This window comes from Brachyspira hampsonii (assembly GCF_001746205.1).
Classification (GTDB): domain Bacteria; phylum Spirochaetota; class Brachyspiria; order Brachyspirales; family Brachyspiraceae; genus Brachyspira; species Brachyspira hampsonii_B.
Genome location: NZ_MDCO01000009.1, coordinates 504421 through 518979 on the forward strand (window position 1 = coordinate 504421; position 14559 = coordinate 518979).

12 protein-coding genes and 2 pseudogenes are annotated in these 14559 nt (G+C 27.8%); 7 read left to right on the plus strand and 7 right to left on the minus strand.

The genetic code is table 11. The features are described from left to right. Positions 1–420: 420 nt before the first annotated feature. Positions 421–2230: pseudogene (locus tag BFL38_RS07460) on the plus strand (methyl-accepting chemotaxis protein). Between the two features lie 47 nt (positions 2231–2277). Here BFL38_RS07460 and BFL38_RS07465 read toward each other — a convergent pair. Next, the gene (locus tag BFL38_RS07465; RefSeq protein ID WP_069726457.1) at positions 2278–3171 is read right to left on the minus strand and encodes an AAA family ATPase; all 894 of its coding nucleotides are present in this window, start codon (positions 3169–3171) and stop codon (positions 2278–2280) included. Between the two features lie 160 nt (positions 3172–3331). On the opposite strand from BFL38_RS07465, the gene BFL38_RS07470 reads away from it, so the two are divergent. Together BFL38_RS07470 and BFL38_RS07475 are read left to right on the plus strand one after the other, a co-directional pair. Continuing rightward, positions 3332–4378: a hypothetical protein gene (locus BFL38_RS07470; RefSeq protein WP_069726458.1), complete on the plus strand. Its 1047-nt coding sequence runs from the start codon at positions 3332–3334 to the stop codon at positions 4376–4378. 83 nt (positions 4379–4461) lie between these two features. Then, positions 4462–4878, plus strand: a complete 417-nt coding sequence (locus tag BFL38_RS07475; RefSeq protein ID WP_069726459.1) for a single-stranded DNA-binding protein — start codon at positions 4462–4464, stop codon at positions 4876–4878. Here the strand turns inward: BFL38_RS07475 and tmk are convergent. From tmk to BFL38_RS07500, 6 genes and pseudogenes are all read right to left on the minus strand, one after another. Next, the gene (tmk, locus tag BFL38_RS07480) at positions 4847–5458 is read right to left on the minus strand and encodes a dTMP kinase (protein ID WP_069726460.1); all 612 of its coding nucleotides are present in this window, start codon (positions 5456–5458) and stop codon (positions 4847–4849) included. The two genes, BFL38_RS07475 and tmk, sit on opposite strands and share 32 nt — an antisense overlap. 66 nt (positions 5459–5524) lie before the next feature. Continuing rightward, positions 5525–6676: a phospho-N-acetylmuramoyl-pentapeptide-transferase gene (gene mraY, locus BFL38_RS07485; RefSeq protein ID WP_069726461.1), complete on the minus strand. Its 1152-nt coding sequence runs from the start codon at positions 6674–6676 to the stop codon at positions 5525–5527. Between the two features lie 271 nt (positions 6677–6947). Further along, a complete protein-coding gene (locus tag BFL38_RS07490) occupies positions 6948–8252 on the minus strand; it encodes a hypothetical protein (protein WP_069726462.1) in 1305 nt (434 codons plus the stop codon). A 190-nt stretch (positions 8253–8442) separates the two neighbouring features. Further along, positions 8443–9387 (minus strand): hypothetical protein, encoded by a 945-nt coding sequence (locus BFL38_RS07495; RefSeq protein ID WP_256097221.1) that lies wholly within the window; start codon positions 9385–9387, stop codon positions 8443–8445. A gap of 38 nt (positions 9388–9425) precedes the next feature. Continuing rightward, positions 9426–9626: pseudogene (locus BFL38_RS14635) on the minus strand (cell surface protein); the annotation flags it as partial. Further along, positions 9608–9916: a LysE family translocator gene (locus BFL38_RS07500; RefSeq protein ID WP_069726463.1), complete on the minus strand. Its 309-nt coding sequence runs from the start codon at positions 9914–9916 to the stop codon at positions 9608–9610. The gene BFL38_RS07500 and the pseudogene BFL38_RS14635, both read right to left, overlap by 19 nt. 158 nt (positions 9917–10074) lie before the next feature. Between BFL38_RS07500 and BFL38_RS07505 the strand changes: the two genes are divergently transcribed. The 4 genes from BFL38_RS07505 (at position 10075) to BFL38_RS07520 (ending at position 14523) form a co-directional block, all read left to right on the plus strand. Continuing rightward, entirely contained in the window at positions 10075–11883 is a 1809-nt protein-coding gene (locus BFL38_RS07505) for a hypothetical protein (RefSeq protein ID WP_176720559.1), read from the plus strand. A gap of 112 nt (positions 11884–11995) precedes the next feature. After that, positions 11996–13246: a hypothetical protein gene (locus tag BFL38_RS07510; protein WP_069726464.1), complete on the plus strand. Its 1251-nt coding sequence runs from the start codon at positions 11996–11998 to the stop codon at positions 13244–13246. Between the two features lie 12 nt (positions 13247–13258). Then, on the plus strand, positions 13259–13846 hold the full coding sequence (locus BFL38_RS07515; RefSeq protein WP_069726465.1) for an OmpA family protein: 588 nt from the start codon (positions 13259–13261) through the stop codon (positions 13844–13846). Positions 13847–13848: 2 nt separating this feature from the next. Beyond that, positions 13849–14523 (plus strand): hypothetical protein, encoded by a 675-nt coding sequence (locus BFL38_RS07520; RefSeq protein ID WP_069726466.1) that lies wholly within the window; start codon positions 13849–13851, stop codon positions 14521–14523. Positions 14524–14559 lie beyond the last annotated feature (36 nt).

Below are 14559 nucleotides of genomic sequence, written 5' to 3' on the forward strand. Positions count from 1 at the left end.
GGAAAAGTTGATAAAAAATAACTTTTAAACTTTAATTTAAAAACTAGACCTTTAAAATTTACTGCTTTACTTTGGATTTCAATATTTACTATCTTTATAGCCTAATTAGAATTTGTTAGCACCCGCCCTAGCGAGGATTAGATTTAAAAAAATCATTTAACGCACTGTAAATAAAATTTATAATATAACAAAAATATGAATTAAAAATAAGTTTATAATTTTAACCTTACTCTGCGTGCGTTTAAAAATAATAAATATAAGATAACTAATTTACAAAATACTATCTAATGTATAATTTTAGAAAATTACAAAAATAATTTTTTTATTTTTTATAAAAAAAATTGTATTTTTTTATATATTTTACAAATTTTTTATTATTTTTAATTTTATAAAAATATAAAGTAAATTTTGGAGAAATTAATGAAAATAGGATTAATGTTCAAATTTTTGAGTATTTTTTCTATATTTCATATTTCTATTTGCTGCATTTTTAGCAATATTGTTTATATACAAACCAATATATAAATCAAAATTTTTAAAAGAAAAATAGTTTCAAACTTTAAATTCAAAAAATGAAACAGAAGCGTATGTAAAAGAAATAAAAAACACAGTTAATTTAATAGTTAATAATTTAGAAGCAAATCCAAGTTTAGAAACATTCGGTGATTTTATAACAAATGTACAGAAATCAGGTACCGGTTACTTAAATATGTATTTTGGAGATACTGTACCATATTCAGAAGGTGGCATATATATAAATACTTTAGAAGAATATCCGCGTACATATAATCAAACTTCAAGACCTTGGTATCAGGATGCAGTAGCTTCTAATGATATAGCAATAAGCGATCCATATATAGATTTTGCTGTTAATGAACTTACAGTTACATTCAGTAAAGCTGTATATACAAATGGAAAATTAAAAGGAGTATTTGCTATAGACTTTGCTGATATGAATAGCATTATGAAAGATATAAAAGAAAGTTTTGATGAAAGTTTTTATATAGTATCTGCTGATGGAATATATATGACTCATGAAAATAATGATTATGTACTAAATGAAAATAATAATTTATTTAAAGATCCGCTTTTTAGTTCCTTTAAAGGAAATCTCATATCACATGTAGGAGAAGTAAAAATTGTGGGCAATCAATGGTATGCAGTACAAAAAACAGACAATGCTCCATGGATATTAATATTCAAAGGAGATGCCAGCGAATTAAATAATCAATTTATGATTTTAATGTTTGTCATATTTATTGTTATGATCATTCTTTTATTCCTTGAAGGGTTTTTAGTTTATAAAATAGTAAAGCCTTTAAAGAACACAATAAAGATTATAGATTTAATGAAAGAAGGCAACTTTAATAGTGTATTTGATGAAGAAGATTTGCATTTAAAAGATGAATCAGGACATTTGGTTAATTCTGTTAATGATATGCAAAACAAAATATCATCTATAGTATCAGAAATAAAAATGAATATGGCTTCTATAAATAATTCAAGCGGACAAATATCCAATGGCATAGATAACTTATCGGACAGAACATCTTCTCAGGCTGCTGCAATAGAACAAATAAGCGGTGCCATAGAAAGCCTGTTTTCTTCTATATCCGAAACATCTAAGCATACTAATGATGTAAAAGAGATGAGTAATAAAGTATCTGATTCCACAAGAGTTGGAGTTGATGCTGTAACACAGATTTCTAATAATATGGCTGATATATCTCAGTCTAGTAAAGAGATATCAGATATAATAAAACTTATACAGTCTATAGCATTTCAAACTAATATACTTTCTTTGAATGCCGCTGTAGAAGCTGCCAGAGCCGGCGAACAAGGTAAAGGGTTTGCTGTTGTTGCTTCAGAAATCCGTTCTCTTGCACAAAATGTTAATGGTTCTGCCGGAAAGATTACAAATATAATAGAAAACACAGTTGCTAAAATAGAAACAGGAGATGAATCTGTTAAACATTCTTTGGAAATACTTTTAAATATAGAGGCTTCTGCCAATGAAGTTTCAGAAGTTTTAAATAATCTTCATAATGCGGTTTCAAAGGAAGAAGGAAGCGTAAAAGAAATTGCACTTGCTATGAATGAATTAAATAATATCACTCATGAAAACTCTGCCCTAGTAAATAATAGCTCCATATTAGGAAAAGAAGTTGCTAATAATACAGAAAGGGTTTATTCAGAATTAGAATATTTTAAATTGCATAAAATAGGATAATATCAAAATCAATATCATATAATGCATATAAAAAATGCATTGTATGATTATATGATATTAGTTTCGTCATCGTCCATATTTCTTCTATTATTTTTATTATCTCTATCATCCATATTAAGACTTAATATTCTAAGCCCCTCATTACCAAGTACAGATTTTAATGCTATTAAAAATGCGGTATCTCTGCTGCTTGCAATGTTTCCTTTATATAATTTCATTGCATATCTAGCCATATTAATACCATCTCTCACAGAAAAAGAAGCATTATGAATATGTGATTTTTGTAAAAAACCTACAGTGATTTTTAATATTTCATCATCAGCAAAAGGAAGATTCATCTTTAATATATCATATTCTTCTTTAACATCAGGGAAAGGAAGTTCTATAGTAGGCTGAAGACGAGAATGTATATATTCAGGAAGCTCAAAAGTGCTGGCATCATCATTCATAGTAACTATGATTCTAAAATCAGGATGAGCCTTTATCTTTATTCCAGCTATTACACTTTCTACATATCTTCTATCATCAAGAAGCGGAGCAAGCGAAGCCCAAGTTTTTTCGCTCATTCTATTTCCTTCATCTAGTATAGCTACCCCTCCTTTAATCATAGCAGTAACCAAACTAGAAGCATGATAGCTTATTTTATTGTTTTCAGATATTACAGGAATAATTATAAGATCTTCAGGTCTTGTATCTACTGTACATTGAAATATATAAACATCTCTATTTAGAATCTCTTTTCCTACATAATATGAAAGCGTAGTTTTTCCGGCACCGGGTTTTCCTACGATTCTAGGATTTAGCGGTATATCATCTTCTGAAATTAAATGCCAAGAAGCCATTATCTGTCTTACCAAATCATTCTGCCCTGTCCATTTTATATTTAAATTATCCGGGTGAGATAATGTGAGTTCAACATTTTCTATTTGCACTTTTTCCATACTTTAATCCTCTTTTTAGAAGAAATTTATAATTAATCAATGATATTATTAATTTTATAAAAAGTCAATTATTTATAATAATTTTAATTATTTGTATTGATTTATTGATATTAATTTATATATTAACAGTTATAGCAAAAAAATTAAGGGTGTATTATATATGTTTCAAAAGTTTTTGTCTTTGGTAATTGTTATTATTTTAAGTATTTCCTGCAATAATTCTAAAAGCATTACAACGGATAAAACTAAAAATGGTTCAGAAATACAAGAATCTAAATTCTATTTACTTGAAGGAAATATATCCGGTGAAAAGGCCGATATGTATTTGTATGTAAATGAAAAGAATCAAAAAGTAAGCGGTTATTATTATACAAAAAATGGAAAATCAGTAATTACAGGTACTATTAATAACAATAAAATAAATTTGAAGGAAGTTGATGATAATAATAATATTCATGCTTCTATAGTCGGCAGTTTAAGTGATGATATAATATTAAATGCAGAAATAAAATATGAGGAGTTAAATGAAGTTAAAGATATCGAGTTTTCTTTAAATAGAAATCTTCCTGTATATTATGCGGATATAGTAGATTATTATAAAAATGAAAGTATAAGTAACTCTATATTCTCATATCATAAAACTTTACTTTTATTTAGTAAGAGCAATGATATAAGCTCTTCAGATATGGAATCATCTATTAATTATGCCGAGGAAGAATGTGATAACTACTATAATGAATGGAAAGGACTTTTATATGTAGGTTCAAGTAATACTACTTATGAAATAGATAATACAGTTAATGTAGGATATATAGACAGCCATATAATAGCACTTGATAATTATTCATCATTATATACAGGCGGAGATTATGCAGCAAAAGCTAATATTCAGGAAGTATTTTCATTAGAAAGTTCTAATCTAATTACTATAAGAGATTTAATATCTGACTTTAATAATGCTGATTTAATATCATTAATGAGAGATAAAATATTAAAAAAAGGTTATTCTAAAGAGGATTACTATGAATTTGATTCTATCACATTGGAAAGCTCAACTTTTAGAGTTCTTCCCAATTCTTTAAATTTTGTATGGCAGGCTAATGATATATCACCATATACAGTAGGAATTACAGAGATAAGTTTTACATTTGAAGAATTAAAACCATACATAAAAGAGGATTCCCCTTTATGTTATTTATTTTTATAATTTTTTATAAAAGTTAGGCTTAAATTGATAAAGAAATTTGTTTAACTATTAGCATAAAGATAATAATAAATAGGAGTTTTAATATGTCAGGAAATGCTAATATTATAGTAATAGAAGGAAGATTAACAAAAGATCCTACTTACATGAAAACTAAAAATGGAAAATCTTTATGCAAATTTTCTGTAGCCAATAATAGATTCTATTATACAAATGGAACTTTACAAAAGGAAGTATATTTCTTTGATTTAGTAACTTGGGGATATAATGCAGATAAAGCTGCTGTTAGCTTATTTAAAGGAAGACATGTACTAGTAAGCGGAGAATTGAGACAAAATATTTATACATCAAAAGACGGAACTAAAAAAAGTGCCGTTTATATACTAGCATTAGATATAAAAAATTTAGATAAGAAATCTATAGGCAATACTTATTACACAAAAACAGCTAATAATCAAATAATATCAGATTCTATTGAAGAGAATTTAGAGGAAGTATTTTAGATTCTTTTATAGTATTTAAAATTTCATCTTTGATTGATTCCTGAGATTTGGAAGCATCTATATGATGTATATATGAGGCATCAAAAGAGCAGAATATTTTATCAACCTCTTCTAAATAATTCTTGTTTTCAAATCTATCAACGAATCCTCTTTTTTCCATGATTCTATTTAATGCAGTTTCTATATCGAGATGGAGTATGAATACTAAATCAGGCTGTAATATGAAATCTTTATGCAGATTGTATATATATTCTTTATCAATTCCTTTAGCACCTTGATATGCTATAGATGAATAAATATATCTATCTAATACTATTACATATCCGTCATTAATGGCAGGCTTAATCATATGTTTTATATGCTCTTTTCTATCAGCTATAAATAACGATAATTCTTCTTCAGGTTTTAAATCTTTAGAGAGCAAGCTTTCTCTCAATTTAGAACCATAATATGCATAAGTAGGCTCAAATGTATATATAGATTTTATTCCAAGACTATTCAAAGTATCGGTGAGCATCATACCAATACTAGATTTTCCGGAACCATCTATGCCTTCTAATACTATTAATTTTCCTTCCATTAATTATTCCCACTATACCTATATTATAAATAATACTAATTATTCAAAATAAATCAATATATAATTCTATCTTATCTTAAGCGTAGCTATGCCAATAAGAGCCATTATTATTCCTATAATATAGAATCTAAATACCACCTGAGTTTCTTTCCAGCCTGATTTTTCAAAATGATGATGCAAAGGAGCCATTTTAAATATACGCTTTTTATTAAAAAATTTATAAGAGAACACTTGTAAAACTACACTTAAAGCCTCTGCCACATAAACAGCTCCTATTATAACAAGAAGTAATTCATGCTTTATAAATAAGGCTATGATACCTAAAACTCCTCCCAAAGATAAACTTCCTACATCTCCCATAAACACCTGAGCAGGGTGGGCATTAAACCATAAGAATCCTAAACCAGCACCTATTAAAGCACCAACAAAAACTGTAACCTCTCCTGCATCTGATATGAAAGGTATTTTTAAATAAGTTGCTATTAGTGAGTTTCCTGATACATAAGAGAGAACTGCTAAAGCCATAGACATTATTATTAAAAGACCTATAGCAAGTCCGTCAAGTCCGTCGGTAAGATTAACAGCATTACTCATACTTACAACTACAAATGTTGCAAATGGTATGTATAATATTTTTAAATCTATATATATTGTACTTGCAAATGGAAGAAATATAGTTGAAGAAGGTACCTGTGCCACTTTTACAGCTTCTAATACTCCTATGCCTTGATTAAGTTCAAATGTCATCAAAAAAGTTGATTTATCAAAATAATATAAATAAACTCCTATTATAATTCCTACAAAAGTTTGAAAAAATATTTTGTATTTTCCGGGAAGACCTTTCGAGTTTTTATATTTAATCTTCAAAAAATCATCTAAGAAACCTGCTATTGAAAGTATTACTAATGATAAAGTAAGAAGTATTATTTTTAAATTATCTAATTCAGCCCATAAAAGCACACTGATTAAAATACTTCCTACTATAAATATACCTCCCATAGTAGGAGTGCCTGTTTTAACTAAGTGTGTTTCAGGACCGTCATCTCTTACAACCTGACCGAAATTAAGTTTTTTTAATTTTTCTATAACATTCGGAGCAAATAAAAGCACTAATATCAATGCAGTAGCTACAGCACCGGCAGTTCTGAATGTGATATATCTAAATAGGTTAAAACCAAAAAATGATTCCCTTAATGGATAAAAAATTTGATACAGCATAATTATATACAACCTTTATATAATTAAAAAAGTTAAATATTTATTGTAAATATACTATTATATATATAAGGTTTTGTCAATTAAAAAATATTATGTTAATTAATAAATTCTAATTATTGCAGTATACTTTTTGATATAAAAAAATCAGACTATTATATTTTTTATAATAGCCTGATATTGAGTTTTATTTAAAATATTATTTTTGTATATAAAAAAGCTGTAAGTAAGATTCTAAACAATTTTTATAATATCTTTCATTTTTTATAGATTATTATTTATTAATATATTTTATATCTTTTTCAGTAATTACTCTGTCTATAAAATAATGTCTTTTCGGCAATAAATCTAAATCATATTTTTGATATGCTGATGAAGAGTTTAAAGCAGATAATTGAGGTAATCTAACTTCTACAACATCTTTTCTATCAACCAAACCTGCCTCAGCATTGACTAAAGTATTTAATATTATAGAATATCCATTTCCTAAATCTTTAGTTTTGATTTTTTGACTATCTGCTATAGAAGGAATATTAACTGTTTCATAAAGTATTGCTGCTTTAGGTACTAATGGAAAAAGATTACCGCTTGATGACTCCAATACTATAAGTGAAGCATTTGGAACTTTTCTATCATTTATATCTTTTAGCCAATTAATAAGCATATCATTCATATCATTTCCTAGATTAGAATTTAATTTTTTCACTGTACTTACAAGTCTTTCTTCACTTGAAAGTTTAGGAGAAGAATTTGCTAATTCTTTGTAAATATTATAATTTCCTCCTGTATTCATATCAAGCCATTTTGAAAATACTGATGCAGAAGCATAACTAAATATAACTTTATTATCATTTAATATATGCTGTCCATCCGTATATCTAAGATACCAAGAATAAAAAGAATAGATAGGAATAATATTAAATATAGCAAGTCTCTCATCTGTTAAATATTTTGAAAATATATGAGATGTAGATTCTGAAAGCATTTCATTAAACCAAATATCTGGTTCTTTTTTACCTTCTAATACATTTACATTATAATTAATTAAATGCTGAAATTCATGCATAATAAATCCAATTGTAGTTTCATTAATATAAACTACATCAATATACAAAAATTCTCCCCTTACACCATCTTTTCCTTCAGTTATATCATTTGGCGCAAAATATCCCATTAAAACTGAATCTTCAGGTCTAATATTGATATTTAATTCTGCCATTAAAAATATTATTTTACCATTTCCATCAAGATCTGAATGATTTCCATATATTTCTATTTCTTTTTTATAATTATTTTCAAATTCTGTAAAAAAAGATATTACTTTCTCTCTTGTAATATTATATCCATCTTGTAAATAAACAATTGTATGTTCTGATTCAACTATTTTGCTGAATTTTGCTCTAGTTTCATTATAGTTTCCTAATCTATCAAATTGCCAAAAAGGAAATTCTTTAGTTTCTGAATATGCTGGATTATAATATGTTATATTACCTATGGTTTCTGAAGGGGATGTAACCTTATTACCGCATGAAACAATAAACATAAAAACAATAAATAAAAATAAATAAAATGTTTTCATAATTATTCCTTATAGTTTTACTTTTATATATAATAAAAATTTTATCAATGGCAATTCTAAATCAATGAACAAGCAGTTTGCAACTTTAGTTGTAAAATATTTTTATATAGTTTATCACTAAAAATAATAATCAAAAAATCAGACTATTACAATTTTTTATAATAGCCTGATTATTAAATAATATATTATCTTAATCCTTTTCATTAATTATCACATCTCTGAAGTAATTATCTTTGAATATGGTTAAATCTTTAAAATCATTATATTGTACGCTTAAAGATTTTGATGACGGCGGCAAAGTTATTGAAACATCTACAATATTATTCGCTGAAACCAATCCTGGAGTTGTATTTTTTGAAGTATTTAATAGAAGATAATAACTACCATCTAAATCTGTTTTTCTGATTTTAGGATCAGTAACTTTACCAGCATCCTCAGCAGAGCAAACTATTAATGCTCTAGGAACTAATTGTAATTGTCCGTTTACAGTTAAATGTTCAATAACTCCTGGATAAGATTCAGAAAAAGGAATAGCACCAATATTTAACCCTAAGTTATTTCCCTTATATATATCAGAAATATAATTAATCAATAAAGTATCCATATCGCTGCCTAAAGAGTGTGCTAATTCTTTTACAGAATTTACAAGTCTTTGTTCACTGTCTGCTATGGTAGAAGAAGCTATTTTTCTATAAACTTCCTGATTTCCTCCTGTTTTAGTGTCAATCCATTTCATAAAAATTGATACTGGAGAATAGCTTAAAGTAGCCATATCTACTCCAAATATATCTGTTGTGTCTTCATATTTCAAATACCAAGAATAAAAAGAATAATAAGGTATTACATTAAATGATTCTACTCTCATTTGTACAATGCTATTATTAAATGTATGTGATGTGGACTCAGAAAGTGCCTCATTAAGCCAAATATCCATTTCTATATTATGTTCAAAAACATTTACATTGTAATTAATCAAATGCTGAAGTTCATGCATCATAACACCAAATACTGATTCCAATTCCCACTTAACATTTACATGAAGATATTCACCTCTTATTCCATCTTTTCCATCAATCAAATCCATACTAGAAAAATACCCTCCTGTATCATTTCCATTTGTAATAATAACAGCCATTAAAAATATTATTTTTCCGTTTCTATCAAGATCTTACCAGAATTATAATCTTTTACAGCTACTTGTATAGGTATAGCTATTCTTAAATTGTTATTTAAAGCATTAAACATAAGTACAGGAGTATGTACGCCTAATTGTCCGTTTACCAAAGTATAGTTATAACCAATACCTATACCAAAAGCATCAGAAGTGTAGCCTATACCAGCAGAAATAGTTGAATCTAATTTAACATCTCCGGTATATATTCTGGAGTTATTTCTTCTTGTTTTGATTCTTCTTGAATATCTGCTTTTACTTCTTCTTGAGGTTCATTAGTATATTCTTGTACATCTTCTTCCTTAGGTTCTTCACTATATGATTCTACTTCTTCATGATATTCTGGAGTTATTTCTTCTTGTTTTGTGTTTTTTTGAATATCTGCTAAGGTTCCAAACCCAAGCCAAGCCAAGCCAAGCCAAGCCAAGCCAAGCCAAGCCAAGCCAAGCCAAGCCAAGCCAAGCCAAGTAGTATGAACTCGGTTTATTGTCAAGCATCAAAAAAAATTTACCTAAAATTTTTTATTAACAATTTTTTCAAATCTGTAAATAATCAATCAATTATATTTATCAATAATATAAAAATAATCTATGAAACAGTAAACATTCAATTAATCAAGTTTACAATAACTAACAATAATAGGATTGTACTATGAAAAAGAATTTTATTAACAAAAAAATGTATTTTTTACTTCTTTTATTGATTTTGATAGTAGTATTGATAATGTCATGTAAGAAGGTAAATTTATTAAGCCCCACATATATACCGCATCCAACAGAATTTGCAAGTAAAGATGACGGAAAAGCGGAAATACCAGACTACCCGAACCCAACCCCTCTCCCAACGCCTCCAGAAGAAGATAAAATTGAAGAAAAGCCAGTAGAAATAAAACCCGAAATAGTGGCAAACGGTACAGTGTTCGGTGGATACGGAAGAAGGTTTAAGTTTAAAAATGACTGGTATGTTTTAGCTACTAATGAATACCAATACAACCCAAACACAAAAACACTTAACCCCACAGGCAAAGGAGCAGTATTAAGAATAGAAAATGACGGCAGTACAATAACCAAAATACACAGCCTTTCCTCAGGCAGCGATTTAGAACAAACAGAATATTGGACTAATCTAAATTCAAAAAAATTAATAATAGAAGCGAATAGAGTATTAATACCATCAAAAGCTGATCAATCGTTCACTTGGAATGATCCATATAAAAAGGCATTTGAAAAACTAAATTTTATTTCTATTTCATCCATATATCCTTATTGGAATTTTGGTTGTTTTACAAGTTTCTCTATGTATTTTTATAAAAGAGAATCAGACAGCCTTATAAATTGGTCAGACTCTGCAAATATAGAAAATAAAATTTATAATATTCCAGAGCCTAATGCAGATAATCCCACTATACAGGGCAGATATGGTATGGATACTCTTAATCTTGCTTTTTTATTTTATATTAAAGGTAAGTTATTTATCACAGGGCAGAAGTCTCCTTTAGATGATCATATTCTAGGATATAGAGATCCGAAAGAGCCTAATTACAGTGATGATTCAAAAGACTATTATTTAGTTGATATAACAAAAGATGTTTCTGATAATAATAACTGGGTAAAATATGAATTGCCATTTCCAGAAAAAAGGCAGCAATTTTATATACTATATGATGAAAATAAATTGGATAAAGTATATGTATACGGAGGTGAATCTAGTCATTGGGAATATACTGATTCTTATGGTACAAATACAAAACAATGGAGTTTTTTTAGTGATAAAAGTTTTACTCAAAAAGACGGAATATGGTCAACAGAAGACGGTATAAACTGGAAAAAAGAAAATAACGTAGATATTAATAACCTAACACGTTATGCATCTTTTACAGGAAAATTTGGTATAGTTGGAGGTTATGAATTTGAAGATGGTACGCCTTTCGAGCTTTCATACACTGAGTTAAATGGTAAATATTACAGGACTTTCAACAGCACTTATCCTATGCCGCCAATAAAAGAGATTATGGAAACGGTTGATAGATTTGAAACAAACTTTACCGTTACAGAGGAGCATATTAAAAAGTCTGGATATTATCAATTACAAGTCTCTTCAGTATCTCCAGACAAAGCACAGGAATCCGACTGGGTTAATGTAGTGCCTAATAATCAATTAACTTCCGATATAGGCTGGGAGAGCGGCGGGGCTGATTTATTTACTTTCAACAGCAAAATAGTGCGTTTAGTGGATTATGACAGGCAGTTTAAACTTAATACTCAATATGAAACGGCTTTGAACCTTGCAGAGAAATATTATAATTTACTTTTAAACTCTACAATGTCCGACTTTAAAAATTATGATTATTATTTCTTATATTACAAAGTCATGGCTGATATGTTAAAAATAATTAAAGACAAAGGTAATAATTATTTCCGTCCTGATGAGGCCGTTACGCATTATACTTTTGAGCTTTAATGCTAATTATTAATGATTTTATTTTCATATTAGCTTGCATTAAATTAATATTAAAATATAATAAAAAAATTATTTTATTAATGGATTTATCTATATTGATTTTTAATTATTTATGAAAAAGATATATATAATATTTACAATAATAATTACTATAAGCATCAATTTATATTCACAGTTTCCAACTATTGATTATAAAACTTTTATTAATGCTTATATAGAATCTACAGGAATCTATAATAATATTCCAAAAGAAACATTGAATATTTTAACAGAAAGCAAACAGATGAATCAGCTTTTCGATGACGGAATAAAAACTTTTACATTCGGTGAGCTTATAACAATAGCACAGAATCCTGAAAAAGTTCTTGATACTACAACAAATGAATCTGTTATATTGTTAGTAGGTACTACATTAGGATTTTTAGAGGTTGCTAATATGCAGCAGGGAACGGCTGCAGTAGTTATTAATGCTTTAAAAAATAAAGCAGCTTTCAATGCAGCTTCCGGAAATAATACAGGACTTCTTATACCTATGCATACGCCTATAGGAAGTTTTGGTATTAATTTATATAGTGATGTGCCTCTGCTTCATATAAACGATATACAAAATCCGCCTAAAACAGAAAATGATTATGATTCATTGGCTAACGCTTTGGATATACTTCCTATACCTCATATTAATGCCTATTTGCAGGTTAATCTCGGACCTGTACCTTTGGCTTTAACTCTTAGAGGAGGAATGGCTTTGGGATTTAAAGAGATTTATGGTGCTGTTGTAAACGATGTTGAAATAGAATCTCTAGGCTGGAATATAGGTGCTTCATTAAAGGCTTATCTTTTTAGAACTAAATATTTCTTCGGAGATTTAAGATTCGATTTTAATTATGACGAAGGAAATTTAAAAATGGCTGCCAATAATAGAAATGTATATGTGCCTCTTTATTTAGGTTATGGAGGAGGAACCGATACAGGTGTAGTATTTAATGGAAATGCTTTTTTAGAATCAAAATGGAAAACTTTTGCCTTGAGTCCTAAATTAGTATTCGGATTTAAAATGCAAGATAAAGTGCCTGTTATACAGTATTTAGCTGCTTATTTTTCTGTGGGTGCTGATATCATATATGGAAGTTTGGAATCAAAGGTTGGAGTAAATGGTATAGGAAGCTATGCTAATATTGTTGGGCATGAAATAACAGTTAATGATTTATATGTACCTAATTCTCAGGATAAAATGTCTTATCAGCTTTATGATATGAGAGTGGGCTTTCATTTTGATATATTCTATCAGTCATTTGCTATTGAGTACGGCATATTTACAAAACAATTTGCTGTTTCTTTCATACCTATAAACATAAGGTTTTAATAGGAAAGTATTATGAGATATTTAAAGATATTTTTTATTTTATTAATTGCTTTTATTTTAATCTCATGTTTTATACCTGAAAGAAGATTATATTTTACTTGGAACAGACCCGCTAAACAAATAGATCCTTGCAATTATGAATTTAATATAAGCAGTAATATGAATTTGATTGAAACGCAAAGAGGAACAATGCTGGATACTGATAAAGAAATATATTATAGGTTAAATGAAGAAAAACCTTATAATATAGAAGACTATGTATATGTTATGAATGAAGTTATCAGTTTTATGAGTAATAATAAAAGCTGTATTTTAGTTGTAGAAGGGCATGCTGATATTATAGGGCAAGGCAATGGAGATATTAACTTCAAATTATCACAGAGAAGGGCTAGTGTTATAAGAGATGTTATACTTTCTTACGGATTTTCTTATAAAAGAGTTAAAATTTTCCCTTATAGCGATATAATGCCAAAATATACTAATGATATTTACAAAAATAGAAGAGTAAATTTTATAGCACTGAAATGCGAAACAGATCTTGACAAATATATAAAATATTATAATAATATTATTAATCAGTTAAACTATATGGAGAAATGATTATGGTTAAATTATATAAAATAATATTTATAAGTTTATCATTAATGCTATTAAGTCAAATTTCCTATGCAAATATAGGGGGATTTGAGATAATAGCAAATGTACCTATAGGGGCAGGTGTGACACTTTATGAACCATATTCAAAGTTTAAAACTAGCGGAAATTTCCAAATAGGTGTAGAAGCTGATATAGGGTATATGTTTAATATAAGAGAAAATATGGGCTTTAGTCTGCTTGGTTCTTTGGGATATGGTTTTACAGGATTCAGTTATTCGCATGGTAATGATATTAATTTTAAAAGTTATGTGCATGATATTTATATAGGTTTTTATCCTAAATTTAATATACAAGGATTTTCTATAGGTATTAATTCCGGAGTAAAATTTGGATTAGCATCTTCTTCTTCATTAAGAAATTCTAGTTCTGAGTTAAAGGCAGAAACTAAAATTCAGCCTAGAACATATATAAAAGGTACTTTTGATTATTCTTTCTTTTTTGATGACAATAATGCTTTGAATATAGGGCTTTATATAGGTTATGATTGGGGCTTTAAATGGAATCAGACTATAGCAGATTCAAGTGTTTCATCAGGAGACAGCTATGGAAATTTAGATGTAGGTGTTCAAATAGGATATAGATTCGGTCCTAGATTTGGAGCATATATATTTAATCAATAAATTTTAAACAAATAAGGCATATAGAAAAAAACTATA